The sequence below is a fragment of the Halorubrum sp. C191 genome (assembly GCF_002727095.1).
Taxonomy (GTDB): Archaea; Halobacteriota; Halobacteria; order Halobacteriales; family Haloferacaceae; genus Halorubrum; species Halorubrum ezzemoulense.
Window position 1 is genome coordinate 1 of record NZ_NHNZ01000024.1, and the last position, 14,780, is coordinate 14,780.

Sequence of the window (14,780 nt, forward strand, 5' to 3'; positions counted from 1 at the left end):
CCGAAACGCGGACGACCTGCAGTCCGTCGCTGCCGACAACGGCTTCCAAGACTGGCACACCGAGTACGAAATCGCCGCACATGACGTTGAGTACCTCGTTCATTACCGCGGCTCGTCAGCGAACGCAGCCGCGAACAACGCGCTCAACCGAGTAAGCGGCTACTCTCAGCGGTGGATGGCCGAAACATCCTACTCGACAACGAAGCGCTCGCTCGGCGACGCCGTGCGAGCGCTCGGCTGGTATCGGCAGTTCCGTGAGATCGTCTTGATGTTCGCCATCACCAACATAGAACCACTGTGTGAACCGCTGTAACCGTGACTCAGCACCTATTCAACACAGCAGAAAATTTCTTTTTCCAGCGGACTGAGGGATTATGTACCGGTCCAGATTCTTCTGCCACATCGTAGCGATGAGTAGGGTTGTGTACCCGCACGTTCTGACGAACCATTTTTTTTAATTGAACAACACCACTTATTTGTTACAGGGTATGTGGGCAGCCACTCAATCTAGCTGCAAGATACGCGCGTTATATCTTGCACGGCCATCAGAATATCTGCCTGAATTGGTAGAAACTCCGATCATAAGTTCGCAGGCTCATCCTGACATTTGATTCATCAAGTCTTAGATGAAATCAATCCCATGCGAATAGTTCTATGACACCCTCAATCTTAGGTAACCGAAGATACTGCGATCGGTGAGGTGTTCCTGCGGATCCCACTTCGAACCGAATTAAACGGATCACGTGGTGCTTCCATCGCGGCTACTCCTCGTCGGCTTCCTTGGAGAGTTGTTCCTCCGCTCGATCACAAACCTGCTGTACCTTCTCAAGGGCACAGTCGACATCAATCTCGAACGCGCGAGCGGCATACGTCGGCGACATTAATGCTGTAAGATACGCCACCCGAATATTTTCGTCGGCCCGTACAACAGTTGGCGGGACACCGCGTTCACCAGTGTTTTTCTCATCGAAGCCACCCGTTACCACGTAGATAGCGGCGTACACACGCGCTTTACCGAGGTTTTTGAAAGACTTGATCCTCCGGCCCGGTCGCTCGAAGTGGTACAAGTCTGGGTACATCCGTTCTTCATGGACAATCCGGCAGCCATTCGCATATTCCTCAATTACATTCTCACTCATTGCTACTGCCCGACTTCACGACTATGAGGCTCTCCATCCATGGTATCTATTTCGGTCATCTCTTCGTGGGTTGTGATTTACGAGGGTAAAGTTAAAATGCCGACTATGTTACATATTAGATGATGTCATTAGAAAGTGCTGTTGACATAGGAAATAAAGTACCAGATGCACTATTTGACTACGGTATTCAAATTGGATACTGGTTGTTATTTCTGCCACTTTTGGCACTGTACCCGTTGTACTACGCGGTTGTAAAAGTAGATGGGAATAGAGATATCGAGGAGAAAATGGAGGAATCACCGTTCCATAATGTAATCGGCTTCTCATCTGGCAAATCACTATCTCTTCCAATAATTAGTGCTGGTGTAGCTGTGTGTGTACTATTCGGAATTGCCGATGGTCCAGAGATTGCGCGTGGACAGTTTGTCCAGCCGACTATACTCTCTCTCGTAATTGGATATATCGGGTTGACAGCCACAGGAGTCCTCTCTGGAATGTTTTTCACTTTCTCGACGAGAGATCAATTAGAAAGAGATCTGTTGAAGCGTATCGGCCTATCTATCGGTGTCGGGGTATTTTTAGGTACTATTTTTTCCATAATTTATATCTGGAGGTTCAATGTCCCAATTGAACCAAGGGCGCTCTCCAGACCGTTCCTCATCCCGCTTGTCGCGACAGTGTACGGCGGAGGTGTAACGAACGGTTATATTGTCAAGAAACAAGAAATTGAGCAAATAAAAAAGAAAAAAGGGAACGTCTCAGACACCAATGACCATACGGAAACGAAATCCTACAAGGGTACGGATATTAAGGATTCCAAGGGCGAAAACCTTCTTGAGAACTTCACGGATTCGAAATGGACGGTTCCGGATGAACTCCCTAGTTCAGCGACCATCAAGAACACGCGAAAACTGAAGCCATTGAGAGATATCGTTCGAGGACTTTGGGTTGAGGTATCCCATTACAAAAAAACGGTTCCCGAGACTAAGTTCTCAACTGAGAAACAAAAACTGCGATCAGACTACAACCGACGCAAAGACATCGCTCCTGACGGGTTTAAATCGAAAATATATAACTTCTACAAGTCAGGGTCGAAGGACACCTACTCATGTGAAAAGTGTAGTGGGCGAGGTGAGTTGGATTGCTCGAGTTGTAATCGCAGAGGAACAGTCAAGTGCGGAAGCTGCAACGGGTCGGGACAGACACAATGCCGGAAGTGTAGAGGTAACGGGAAAATTACTGTTGATGACACCTGTGGCGTGTGCCGGGGATCTGGTGAGACTTCGGATGGTTGGGAGTGTAATAATTGCGGGGGATACGGGACTATTGAGCGAACGAAGAGCTGCCCTAACTGCAAGAGAGGGAAAGTGAGTTGTTCTTCATGTAGTGGCGAAGGTGAAAAAACCTGTAACAGTTGTGGTGGAAGGGGAACGCATAACTGTAGAAAATGTGATGCCTGTGGACGGTTGGTTGATTTCAAGTATGTCGAGCGAAGTTATTCCCCTGACAAAGAAGTTTCCTACCGAGCTAAGTCCGTTCCAGAGAGCCTATTGACGGATGCCTCAGGTACACGCAAGAGCATCGAGACCGATAATAACCCGACTCAGAGCGGTCTTTATCGACGCCAAAAAGAAACGAAAGAAATTCCAGTGGTGGTCACCACGTATGATTACCACGGCGACAAATGGGAGTTGTTTGATGTCGAAGGGTCGATTAAGGCTCGAGATTTCCCGAGAGACTACCAGCGGCAGTTCCGCGTTGTACTGGGTAGTCTATTCATATCATCTATTACATATGTGTACTTGGTCCATTTCAGCCTTTGAGTGCAATCTAATATCACCGCAACGAAGATACTCGCCCCCGCTCTGTTGTTAATGCTGGTGCGAACCACGACATTTCGCCGGACGGCGTGACACACCTCGAAGGGTAGATATATTACAGGACGGAAGTTTCCCCAGCCCCCCAAGCCCTCGCTCGGTATGCGAATACCGCAGTTCGGTGTGACGACTACTTCAGGGAGATCGTCGACCAAACGGTTAACAGCCGTGGCTTCGTCATCCAGCACATGATTGAATTGCTCGATCTGATCGACTGGACGTTTGATGCTGGAGCTCTGCTCGTGAGTCTCTTGATTGCGAAGATGGTTCTCGATTTGTCATACCGTGAGATAGTGACTGCTACCGCCTGCTTTGGCGTCTACGCTCTTCACGAAATATGGGAATCCGGGATGATTTTCTCTGGATCTCATCGAGAAGTAGAGTTATGGATCCTCCGTTTCCTTGGCGGGTGATCCTCTACCCTTCACAGTAAGCTGGCTCTGTCACTGGAATCACCGGGTGATGGTACGCAACGGTTTGCCGTGGTTGTCACACGTCGTCATGTGCTTCGTCAGCTAATTCGCCTCCTCAAAATCTATTTTCTCCCTTGCCGACCCGTTTTAAGTTAAGAACGAAGCGAGACGAGATTTAGTGCCTATGTAGAAAACCGCTAGCCTCACTAAGTGTACCGAGTGGATTGAGTTGGATTTTGTGGAGCGAGAGCGGACACTCCGCGAGATTATTGAAGAGGGTATTCGCCACCACCTGGCTGGGTTATCACTTTCGGATACAGTTATTCTTCTTGAGGAATTGGGTGTCCAACGGAGTTGTGTTGCTGTTCACAACTGGGTACAAAAGCCGATCTACAGCCAGCTGACAGTAAGAGCGCGGGTCGTGTTGCGGTCGATCAGAAAGTGATCCGGATCAACGACGAGCAGCACTGGCTGTACGCTGCTGTCGATCCACAGACGAACAGAATCCTTCACTCACGGCTGTTTCCGACGTATACGATCCCGATCGCACGAGAATTTCTCACTGAATTAGCTGAGAAACACGATGTCGAAGACGCGCTGTTTCTCGTCGATGACGCAGACGATCTGACCGGTGGACTTCGCTGCGAAAACTACAGCTATCGCGTCAAACAACATGGTCTCAGAAATTCTGTCGACCGTGTTTTTAGAGAAGTGGAACGACGAACTTCTTCATTTTCAAACTGTTTCAGCCACGTCGATCCACCGACCGCGGAAACGTGGTTACAAGCTCACGCCGTCTGGTGGAACCATGCTTAAGTTAACACGGCGACTCGGACGGTGGAAACGACATTATCAATAGTAGAACTGCTCTACTTCCCTCTCGACTTCCGTCTCTTCGTCTGTTTCAACAATTGGTAGCAAGGTACCGTCGGTACTGTTGTCCAGCCGTTCGAGAATTGTGTCTCGGAGTTCGTCGGACGCACCCTCGAAGGCCCAGTCGGTAGCCTGCTCATAGATTCTCTCGGACCCCTGCCCGCCCTCGGTGCGTGACCGAGCACCGACACCGGTGACGACGCCAAGGACTCGCTGTTCGTCGTTAAGATACTGCTCTAGGAGTTTTTGATACCGATAGAGATACCTGCGGGATTCAGGGAGAGAGTCCTGAGAGTTCTTTGTAGAATCGGTAGCCGTCGACGTGATGGCACCGTCAGCTGGGAACAAGAGGACGAGCACGTCAGCCGCCACCAGCGCAGTCGCCAGTTCAATAGAGACATGTGAGCCGGTCCGGCGCGTGCCGCTCTCTGGGAGATGGCTAGGTCCATGTAATTGTTCGACATCTCTCAGTTTTTTGAATACTTTTTCACCGATAATGTTCTTCTCGGCGATGGGCGTCCACACAGTCAGATCATCCGTTCTAAACCTCACAGGCTCGACGCCGGACCTAGCGTCGGAAGAATCATACCCATGTATAACCTTACTGAGCGTCTCGTTCGGGTCGGGGTTGATACCCCGATCCGTCAAAAAGTGGTTAAACAGTAACGCCACGTGAGATAGTGGATCACTTTCCTCTGGCCCGACGATTAGTACTTCGACATTCGGTGTTTGAATTAAGTCGATAAGCGACCTGAGTCCACTCGGTACAACTAAAACAACTCGAGACGCAACCGCTACCAGTGCGCCGACAATGAGTATATAGTGGAGTGCGAGCCAGGCTTGGCTCACAAGAACACCAACGCTGATGAGGAAAGTCAGGCCGAGGACAGCTGCGAACAGCCCGAACCCAAAGCGGGAGAAACCAACAAACTGTATACTCCTCCGGTAATATGATCGATCGTATATTTTTAATCCGCTACTCCTGATGCTATCGGTGTCAAAGACACGATCAATCGCACTGTCGCCGTTTTTGGTTGTTTCTATGGCGGGGTGATCCCGAATTTCTCGGAGTTCGAATAACAAGTCCTTTGCTGTCTGCTTGGCAGCGTCGCTCGCCGGTGAGTCAGTGGTCGAACCAAACTTAGCTCCGAACCAGTCTAGTATTGTGTTCCTTACGAGTATAGTCCGGCGGAAACCGAGTCCAAAAAGTAAAATAATTGCCGTACACGGGCCAAGAATTACCCAACTCGGGACTGTGATTCCGACGCTGACTCCAGAAATAAACCATGACGAGACACTAACAGATGAACTCAACGCCTCAACGATACGCTCAATATAGTCGAGATAGACGGCGAGTAAAACCGCTAGAACGACACCGGCCACACTACCGCCAAGCATGGCGGCTGTCCCGAGTCTCGACTCACGGGTCGCCTTTCGCTCTGGTGTATCAATCCGAACGCCAAGATCCTCGATATTCGGAACACTTGGGTCTGGGAACCGATCCTCGAATGCTTTGGCGAGGTCAGTCGCTCGAGCGCCATCCTCCTGGATGAATTTCGCCAGTCTATTGTTTGCCTTGCGGATACGATGGCTCAAGTCCGCCCGCTGGAGCCAGTCTAGCGTTCCGCGAGTCGGTGCTCCCGGCTCGTCTGTATCACCCGGAATGACGACAACATCACTCGGCGGGTGACTCGATTCATGCCCGGACGAACTGATCGTGAGTTTGATGTTGTCGACCTGTTCGATCAAACGCTTACACACTCGGAGTGCTGACGCGTAATCAGGGGCGCCCAATTGAATCGGACCATCGGGATAGTTCTCGTTCTGGCCAACATTACTGGGCGGATTCCCGTCTGAACCGCCAGAAGAATCCTTATCGATCATCCGCAGCAACATTCCCTCGTCAACAGACAACTCGACCGGCTGGAGAGTCGTGAGGTTGGTATAGATGGAGTTGGCGTCTCGGTCGGACTCCGACGTTTGCCACCCCTGACTATCGAACGTAGATTCGACTCTCTCTTTGAGCGCCCTCAGCAGGTCCTGTTCGGTTCCGTCGCCGTAGTAAACGGCGTAGAACTGGTTAGAGATCAGATGGCTACCCGTTCCAGTATTGACCCGACCTTTGAAGTAGGAAACAACATGGTTTCTAGCGCCGTCGTAGTGAAAACGGAAGTTGCTCTGGTAGAGATCACGGGTACGACGGCTGTAATCGTCTGGCTCTTGTGGCTGCCTGTCAAGCGGATACGTAATGTCGCCGCTGTTGTTGAGTACGTAGAATGTCATCTATCGACCCATACGCTTGAGCAAGTATTGGAGTCCACGGAGTGGATAATAATCGTCATCCCAGTCTAGATTCGGCTTGAATTCGCCGTTGTCCGTCACGGGGTCCGATGGATCCGGCTCGAAATACACCGGATAGAAATGCCGCTTATCTCTAGAGCGTGAATGACTCATGAAGTCAACCATATCTCGCTGGTTCTTGTCTTCGACTTGCCCGAAGATGTGCTTACAGAACGCGTCCCAGTTCTGGTTCCCCTTTGGGTCTCGATGGTTATGATCGTCGTCATACTTGTACGTCTCGAGAAAAATATCGGACATGGTAACGACGAAAAACAGATCGGTATCGTCGTACGTGTTGAGTAAGCGCTTGTATACTTGAAAGTATCCTGTCCCGAAAACGTTGTGGGCCGCCGTATCTCGGTTTCGGAGTCGGGCGGCAATGGATCCGGAGTCAAGGTGGTCTGGGAGCTGGCTGTCCGAAAGATGATCGCCGAACTCATCGCTGGGTAGGATGGTGGCAACAGCGTCGTACTCGGCAACCAACGCAGATAGGAGTGATGGAATGTCATCCGAGTCGATATTGCCATTTTCATTAAGTTCGACTAGCTTTTCGAAGTCAGGAGCTTCATCTGGATCCACTCCTTTGTCCTCATCTTCTGCCCACTTCTTGTTGAATGATCCCCAAGGATCCTCAACGGCGATATTCTTGAGATGTTCGCCCGCGTAGTCAACAGTTCTAACTCGGAGTCGCCGCCGTGGGAGGATTCCGTGTTCAAATTTGAAACTAAAGAACGAAAACTGATCCTCGTCGTTCGCTTCCAAGAGCGGATTATCAAAGTTTCCTTGGCGGAACACCTCGACGTATTCCTGAAGTGGTTCGTTAATGTCCGGATCTTCGAAACCGGTATCGATCACCGACCGCTCTTGTAGACAATATCCAGAACCACCCATCAGCCACGTCTTGCCCGCCCGATCGGGACCGAGGATGAGGACCTCCTTCTCCATTTCGTACTTCGTAAACTCCCGAAGTACACCGAGGAGTCCACCTAGCCCTATTAGATACACAATGCCGGCGATAGGAGAAGTGGGAAACGTCTGGCCGAATCCCCCGATAGCTATTGGCAGAATTGGCTCCGGGAACGTCGCGGGTACTTCGATACCGGCTACGATCGACGGGTTGCTCTGCGTGTAGATGATCGGCGATTCGTAGTTAATTACGGCCTCAAAGATACCGACAAAACCGAAGACGGCCACAACAGTAATGAGCCGCTGGAACCCCTTCCGCATCTCGGCTTTCCCCGACGAGATCTGTCCATCGAGTACTCCCCCCCACAAGAGTCCGACCACGAACATCAGGAATCCAACACCGATAGTCGGGAGAGTCATCGCAAGTCGCATCCGGTCGAAAAAAACGGAGACGCCGAGCATCGTCACCAACCCCGTTCCGAGGAGGAGAAGTCCCTGAAGGCGTTTGTAAGCATCGAAAAGGAAGATGGAAACGAGGCCGAACAGAAACCCGAGCGGCGCCGCAAAGGCTGGGCCGGGTGGTCCCGGAATCGTGTGTTTGAGGGCGGTCATCGTATGCCATGTAATTCCCCTTTGCTCCCAACCGACTGCCCAAGCAATCGTCACAATGGCCGTACAAATGACGATAGCAATTAGCTGCCACACCAGCGTCTTCAGTTCGTCCCGGTGATAGAGAATTAGCTGCCGGAACCAGACGCGGATGGCGCCTATAACGAGTTTAACATCTTCTGACAGGTCTCCACCGTTTACAGACATTTGGCAATCATCCCTCATGTGGGAATAGTAATAAAACCTCACACGACCGCGTCGAATCGAGATTATGGATGGCCTTACTTCATGATATCAGATACATTTTTCTCGGAACGGTCCGCATTACCGATCGAGTTCGCGTCGCAGAGTTCCGATGCCATCGATCAAGGGTCCAGTGTCGCTATCATCGTCGTCATTCGTCCAGCTCACCGGGACGACAGTATACTCGTCACTGATACCGAGCAGTTGGCCGCGGATAAACCGGGCAAATCCGTCATCCACCATCGAAGATGCTCCCGCAAGATCGAGGATTTCGTGCGAATCGGTCACCACGATGAGGTGCTTTCGGGAGCTGCCAACCTTTTCACAGAGGTCGGTAAAGCGGTCAAGTTCACCGGGGGGCGAGAGCGTACCAAGTGTTGGATTGTCATTGTATCCTTCAAAATCCTTGATGCTCAGGACGAACAGCAGAGTGTCGGCGTTTCCGACCATGTCGACCAGCAGGCCAGTATTTGGGAAGAGCTTTTGTTTGAGCCCACCGGGAAAGAAATTATCGGCCACAAACAGTAAGAAGCGGTGAAGCAGTCCCGGTCGATCCGCGTGCTCGGCGATGCGGTCGATAGTCTTGGAACCGATGTTGCCCATCTCGATGGGTGATGCCGAGACGTACGACCAGCGGGGCGCGTTCGGCGGGACGTACTTAATTTCAAAATGACCGTCGCCATCGAGAGTTTCGACGACATGGTCCGGGCGTTCACTCTCTCTGAGTGGTCGCTTAGCATTCTTGAGTTTTCTCCCTCGTGGACCAGACGTAGCGTCGTACTGGTTCTGGGTAAAGTCGAGGAGACCTGCCATCACTGCGAGACCGAGAGCTTTTGACGTGCTGAGAACCGCGACTTGGCGGTAGTCACTGTAAAGGAGGAACCATCCAAACAGCGCTACGAACCCAAGCGTCGAGAGAAAATCGATAGCTGTCCCAACGGGAGACAGCGGCGACGGGAGAAGCGTGTCGCCCACAACAGGAACCCGATTGACCGCAAACAAGTGAACGTCGAGAAATGCCACCACACACAGAGTTGAGGCGGTCAAAAAGAGACCGAGGGCGGCCATCGGAAACTCCCACCGGCGTTCTCCACGGAGGAGTTGTGGGGCAGCTCCAGTCACGATACCTAAAAGGAAGCCGCCAATCGGTGCGTACCAAAACGAGAGCCACGCAACCTCCGCTCGCCAACGGTTTTCGACGACAACGAGCCACACAATGAGGAGGAGGTATGCGACGCCGGCAAATCCTCGTTGGAGCTTCTTTGTTTGGTCGAAGGCGAACAGTAACATCCACGCCGTCACCAGACCGAACGGGACGAGGACGGCAAAATCGATGTTGACGCCAGCTGTCAACTGCTCGACGAGCCCCCGGCCGACACCGTTGGCATCCCAAGCTAGGTTCCACAGATCACCCACGCGGAGCGCAAGGAGGCAGATGACAACCAGTGCGCCACCCAGTTTCAGGAACGCCCGCTGGCGATCGGTGAGGGGTCCCCCCGGTTCGGGTGCACCACCACCCGGGGCAGCTGCACCTCTTGTGTCGCTCAGGAACGAATCATACATCACTCGATATCGACAGTAGACGGGTAGCCGACCACTTCGTAGTAGTCCTGAAGGAGTGTGTCCACGACTCCTCTCTCGTTTTTCGACTGGTTCTCAGCTTGGTCAAGCAACACTGAAGTCCCGTCGGTGGCGAAATTCAGGATGTTGCGCCGGTAACAGAAGCCACCATCAGAAACCGGCGGGAAGAACTGCCCCTCCTCGTGATACGTCACGCCATCCAGCCCGTAATTGTGGTTCTTAACGATACTTGGAACAGAGTCCTGATGGTTGTGCCGGTTGTCATTAGGGACTACATCCGTACCTCGGGTGTACGCGTCACGGCATTCGTCGGTGAAAATCGAGAGGTTGTCGAGGAAGACGCCAGTCAAGAACGTCGTCATAACTACGTCATAGGAGTCCGCGAATGCACCCCGACCGATCAACATATCCTCTTTTTTCATCACCCGCTTGTCAAGCAGGTCATTAGTGATCGAGGGTATGTCTGCGGTCTCATCGTCCCGAAACCCGTCGAACAGTGTACTCATAAACGTCGTTCCCAAACGGAACCCCTCGTAAGTGGTCTGTGCAGTCTCATTGTCGGAAATATGGACCTCGTTGATCGGTAAATGCTCACCGCCGAGTCCAGGGACAATCTTGTCCAAATTGGAGAGGAGTTGCTCTTTTTCCTTGTCGTCTTGATCCTTCTCATTTTGATCGTCCCACAGAGGAGTTTCCCCAAGGTGAGTCGTGTTTCCGAGCTTCCCTCGGGAATGCGGTTCTGCGTCTTCTTTGAACGGCCCAGAGTGGCCGCCCTCCTCGAATGTCGCGATCGAGTGAATACTATCCACATTGTCGACTGCCCGCGTGTACCCTCCTCCCTTCTGGGTGACGATCGTCTTCAACTGCTGGTAAGTCTCAAGCTCTGATTCAACTACCTCTAATTCCTTTTCTAGTGTCTCTTTCCGATCCTTGAATGGCTTCACGAGGATATTTGACAGGAGTTCCTCGACCGCGTCCTCGCGAAGCGTCCGGATCAGATCATCGAAGCTTCTGGCGTTCTCAACTGTGTCTTGTTTATTGGTGTCTAAGTGGTTGAGTACGAGATCCACGTTGACGCCGGCTGCCTCGAAATTAAAGTTCTCGAGAATCATCTCGGCGTCCGGGTCGTCCGCCGACAAGAAGTCCTGCGGATTCCGTGCCGCTTTTGCTTCACTGACAATCCGCTCAGTCGCTCGCTCGACCTCATCCAGCAGATTAGATTCACGTGCTTCGAGACTCTCACTGCGGTTGTCAATATATCCAGTCTCGACTGTGATGTCCCAGTCATCGGACCACTCTGGCATCCGGATGAGTTGGTTGTCGATGTCGTCTGTGAGGCCTCTATAATCCGACTTTAATCCGCCGATAGTGCCTCGGTTCAAAAGACTCAGAATTTTTTCGCTGAGGGTCCCTGCTTGCTTCCTCGCTTGGAGGCGTTTCTGTTTCGCCTTTTTGACATTCTTGACCGTGCTCTCGATATGCTTGTCGTTGACTGTGTCACACCCTTCATCAGCAAGCAGATCGTTCAGATCAGAGTAACTGTCGAACTCCGTACCGGAGATGTGGATGTTGTCCGCCTCGTTGGCATCCTCGAGGCCGTTGATCTCCTTCTTGATCGCCTTTTTCAACTCCTTTAGGTAGTCATCGATCTCCAACTTCTGATCGAAGAGATCGTAGATGTCCTCAAGCGGGTCTTCTACTGCGTCTTTCCAGCTACTCTTGAACTCGTTGACCTTGGCTTCACCGTCGTCAATGAGCGTCTCAAGTGCGTTAAGTTCTCCCTCGATCGTCGACACTTCATCCTCAAGATCAGTTATTTCGGTTTCGATTTCAGCTAAGTCACCGTAGTCGTTCAGACTGATGGCATGGTTGATGTCAGTGGCGACACGGCTGTTCGTCTCACCGTCGCTTTTCAGAGCCTCCTTCGCTTTTATTACCCCGGCACGACGTGCAACGAGTTCGAACTCGCGGATAACGACATCAGTAACGAACTCGCGCTCGTCAGCGGCCCACTCGCCGTCACTAGGTTGGTAGTCTTCGACGTTGTCGACCGAGCGGGCCAGTAAGGGAACAAAGGTACGCGCGATCGCCGCTTCCTTGTCCTGTTCATCTTCCCAAGTAGCCCTGTTTTCAGCGGTGTTTTCGACACGCTCGAACGCAGCCGAGAGCTGTTTCACAGAACGGAACTCCATCTCCTCAATGAAGTCCTGGTCAATTAACTGCTTGACATTTTGGAGCCGCGTGAGGAGATCAGTAGCGTCCCGGTTCGGAAGCCGGACAGAGGAATTACCATCCGTTGTGTGTAGCTCCTCAGCCGCATTGGGGTTGTTGTCGCAGAGGTAGGATTTTATTTTGTCGTACAGTTCCTCTTCGGCGCCGAGCGCGTCCTTTTTGTTGTCAAAGTAATTATTGAAGTTCTCCTTGGTACGGTCGAAATCCTCTTTCAAATAATGGAGATATCGGGAACTCGCAATAGTGAATGGGGCGTACTTCGGTGGCCCAACATCGGGTTCTGTTTCGTCGAGTTTTTCGTACGTGTTCGATTGCGAATCGGAGGTATTGTAGTAGGAAGTGATTGTGTAAGTGGCTGCCTTGTCGAAGATGTCATCATCAACGGCCGGATCGTAGGGAAGGAGGAGGATGTTTCGGAAGTAGTTTTGGCTCGAGAGGGCGAGGTACTCAAGTTCTGAAAGGGTAGCGTACGCGTTTGCGAGGACGTTGTTGTCGTCGCGGCCGGACGGAGTCGGGAGAACACCGAATAGCGTTACAGTTGCACCAGCGTCTTTGATACGTTTGGCGAGATCAAGAAAGAGCCCAGATCCTGTCCCGCCACCAAGGCCAACAACCATAGCCGCGTGTGCATCATTTTGTCCTTCAACGCTCCGCTCCACTTCATTAAGCGGGTCACTCTCCCACTCACAGATCCGACTAATCGCCTTTGTGAGCCCTCGTTTTCGGTCGACACCACCGCGTTTCAACCCGTCAAGAGGACTGAGAATGTCGTTATTGTCCTGCTGGAGCCACCACGCCTTTAGCCCTAATTCCGTCGCCAATTCTTGAATTGTTGAACTACTTGTCACCTCATCCGGTGTGAGATACCGCTCGTGTGTGCCTTCTACAATGTTGATTGTGGTGGCGTCGACTTTCGACGTCCGGATGATGTCGTATTCGCCCGTGATTCGGCTGACACGCTGGTTGACGGTGTCCTCGATACCGTTTGGGAGTGTCGACTTGTCACTATCGATGAAAAACGCGTGGAGGGGATTTCGATCCGTGTCAGCTGCGTCGTCACGAGGATCATCCCGAAGCACTTCCTCTAGAATCCAGTCCTGCTTCATGAATGTCTCTCCGACCTCGATCCCTCCCTTTCCCAAGCAGATTAGATGGTCCGGAACTCGGTAGCGTGCCATTAAGTCGACAAATACTTAGATCGCACATTAACCTTTTTGTCCAAAATAATATCTATTAGCCAAAGTGTTAAACCATTGGGAAGGAATGAAGCCTATGCTCGACTGGCGAATACAAAATCGATTCACGAGTGTACATGAGCGAACACGACTATGAAGGAAAGCGGGTTAGTGTGGGGTCGGACGAGAAAACACTAGGGGAAGCACTGGGATCGGGTGCTGAAGGCGCGGTTCACCGTGTCGAGAACGCGTCATCGGAGGTGGTGAAATTATTCAAACCAGAGATACGCGATGATAAGGCTGACAAGGTGCGGGCGATGATCGCCCGGCCACCTACCGACCCATCGTATCGCCATCAGAACAAGCGATCCATCGTCTGGCCAACCGCAGTAGCTGAGGATCCAAGGACTGGTGAGTTCCTCGGCTATCTAATGCCGCATAAAAACCTCGATCAGCAAAAAAATGCCCAACGCTACGCGCGAGAAAACCTGAAGTGGGACTCCAGCAGTCCTGACGAGCGCTACCGGACTGCGCTCAATCTGGCGCGGATGTTCAAAGCGATTCATCAGCAAAATCACGCACTTGGCGACTTAAATCACCAGAACATCCTTATCGAGGAGGGTGGCTTTGTCTCTCTGATCGACTGTGACGCCTTCCACATTAAGGGCAAGGAGAGAGTGTACCCGGATGACACTGTCTTCCCACGCTACACGCCACCAGAGGGACGAGGAAAAACGCTGTCAAGGGTACGCAAAAGCGACCGATTCGGTCTTGGTGTCCATATTTTCCAGCTGCTGATGGAGGGCTTCCATCCATATCAGGCTCAAGGATCTGAGGCCGAGAGCGGATCGCTCGGCGACATGATCGACGGAAACGAGTTCCCCTACGGGAATCCCGAACCTGGAAAGCTGGAGCCGCACAGTATGGCACCGGACTACCAGAAACTTTCGCCCGAAATTAGGGATCTGTTCTCGAAGTGTTTCGGTGCGGGCGGGAAGAAGCAGGGTTGGCGACCGTCGGCCAAGGATTGGACTGACAGGCTCGAAGAGGTCACCGGTCTCTCGAAGACGACCGGCGACGAGACCGACGATGTCGGAAACATATTCCGTTCCGGGAATGGGGGGGGTGTGACTGACACTGGCTCCGGAAGTGGTGGTAATGGTCGCGGAGACGATGAAAGCGACACTGACGACAATTCTGAGGCTGTTGATGATATATTCTACTCCGGAAACGAAAGCGATGGGAGTAGCACTGATGACGAATCGACGACTACCGTGAGTACCGAGGACGACGATGTCGACGATATATTTCGAAGTGGATAATGGCGCCGAATCAATGCGGAGGAAACTATAGTAGCGTTATTCGGCGGCTATGAGTTAATCATGTGCTGCC

Annotated in this window: 8 protein-coding genes and 2 pseudogenes; 5 read left to right on the forward strand and 5 right to left on the reverse strand. The window is 51.9% G+C overall.

From position 1 onward, the window contains the following. Window positions 1-313, forward strand: a pseudogene (locus Z052_RS01165) (IS5/IS1182 family transposase); the annotation flags it as partial. A 448-nt stretch (window positions 314-761) separates the two neighbouring features. On the opposite strand, the gene Z052_RS01170 reads toward Z052_RS01165, so the two are convergent. Continuing rightward, window positions 762-1,139 carry a hypothetical protein gene (locus tag Z052_RS01170; protein WP_099288581.1) on the reverse strand — a complete coding sequence of 126 codons (378 nt, stop codon included), beginning with the start codon at window positions 1,137-1,139 and terminating at the stop codon, window positions 762-764. A gap of 119 nt (window positions 1,140-1,258) precedes the next feature. Between Z052_RS01170 and Z052_RS20035 the strand changes: the two genes are divergently transcribed. The 3 genes and pseudogenes from Z052_RS20035 to Z052_RS01180 all read left to right on the forward strand — a co-directional run bounded on the left by Z052_RS20035 (window position 1,259) and on the right by Z052_RS01180 (window position 4,245). Then, complete coding sequence (locus Z052_RS20035) at window positions 1,259-2,962, forward strand: hypothetical protein (protein ID WP_158228640.1); 1,704 nt, start codon at window positions 1,259-1,261, stop codon at window positions 2,960-2,962. A gap of 242 nt (window positions 2,963-3,204) precedes the next feature. After that, window positions 3,205-3,429, forward strand: a complete 225-nt coding sequence (locus Z052_RS01175; RefSeq protein ID WP_099288583.1) for a hypothetical protein — start codon at window positions 3,205-3,207, stop codon at window positions 3,427-3,429. Between the two features lie 223 nt (window positions 3,430-3,652). After that, window positions 3,653-4,245: pseudogene (locus Z052_RS01180) on the forward strand (IS6 family transposase). A gap of 36 nt (window positions 4,246-4,281) precedes the next feature. Here Z052_RS01180 and Z052_RS01185 read toward each other — a convergent pair. The 4 genes from Z052_RS01185 to Z052_RS01200 form a co-directional block, all read right to left on the reverse strand. After that, the gene (locus Z052_RS01185) at window positions 4,282-6,585 is read right to left on the reverse strand and encodes a hypothetical protein (RefSeq protein ID WP_099288585.1); all 2,304 of its coding nucleotides are present in this window, start codon (window positions 6,583-6,585) and stop codon (window positions 4,282-4,284) included. Further along, the gene (locus Z052_RS01190; protein WP_099288587.1) at window positions 6,586-8,364 is read right to left on the reverse strand and encodes a hypothetical protein; all 1,779 of its coding nucleotides are present in this window, start codon (window positions 8,362-8,364) and stop codon (window positions 6,586-6,588) included. 117 nt (window positions 8,365-8,481) lie between these two features. Next, the gene (locus tag Z052_RS01195; protein WP_099288589.1) at window positions 8,482-9,963 is read right to left on the reverse strand and encodes a hypothetical protein; all 1,482 of its coding nucleotides are present in this window, start codon (window positions 9,961-9,963) and stop codon (window positions 8,482-8,484) included. Next, a complete protein-coding gene (locus Z052_RS01200) occupies window positions 9,963-13,391 on the reverse strand; it encodes a tubulin-like doman-containing protein (RefSeq protein WP_099288591.1) in 3,429 nt (1,142 codons plus the stop codon). Before Z052_RS01200 ends, Z052_RS01195 begins: the two co-directional genes overlap by 1 nt. 134 nt (window positions 13,392-13,525) lie before the next feature. Here Z052_RS01200 and Z052_RS01205 point away from each other — a divergent pair, with 134 nt between their 5' ends. Then, complete coding sequence (locus Z052_RS01205) at window positions 13,526-14,710, forward strand: protein kinase (RefSeq protein ID WP_144049954.1); 1,185 nt, start codon at window positions 13,526-13,528, stop codon at window positions 14,708-14,710. Window positions 14,711-14,780 lie beyond the last annotated feature (70 nt).

What these genes read in the sequence shown, in the direction of transcription:
- Z052_RS20035 (WP_158228640.1), top strand. Translation starts at nt 1,259, where the DNA reads ATGATGTCATTAGAAAGTGCTGTTGACATAGGAAATAAAGTACCAGAT.
- Z052_RS01185 (WP_099288585.1), bottom strand. Translation starts at nt 6,585, where the DNA reads ATGACATTCTACGTACTCAACAACAGCGGCGACATTACGTATCCGCTT.
- Z052_RS01205 (WP_144049954.1), top strand. Translation starts at nt 13,526, where the DNA reads ATGAGCGAACACGACTATGAAGGAAAGCGGGTTAGTGTGGGGTCGGAC.
- Z052_RS01175 (WP_099288583.1), top strand. Translation starts at nt 3,205, where the DNA reads ATGATTGAATTGCTCGATCTGATCGACTGGACGTTTGATGCTGGAGCT.
- Z052_RS01170 (WP_099288581.1), bottom strand. Translation starts at nt 1,139, where the DNA reads ATGAGTGAGAATGTAATTGAGGAATATGCGAATGGCTGCCGGATTGTC.
- Z052_RS01195 (WP_099288589.1), bottom strand. Translation starts at nt 9,963, where the DNA reads ATGTATGATTCGTTCCTGAGCGACACAAGAGGTGCAGCTGCCCCGGGT.
- Z052_RS01190 (WP_099288587.1), bottom strand. Translation starts at nt 8,364, where the DNA reads ATGTCTGTAAACGGTGGAGACCTGTCAGAAGATGTTAAACTCGTTATA.
- Z052_RS01200 (WP_099288591.1), bottom strand. Translation starts at nt 13,391, where the DNA reads ATGGCACGCTACCGAGTTCCGGACCATCTAATCTGCTTGGGAAAGGGA.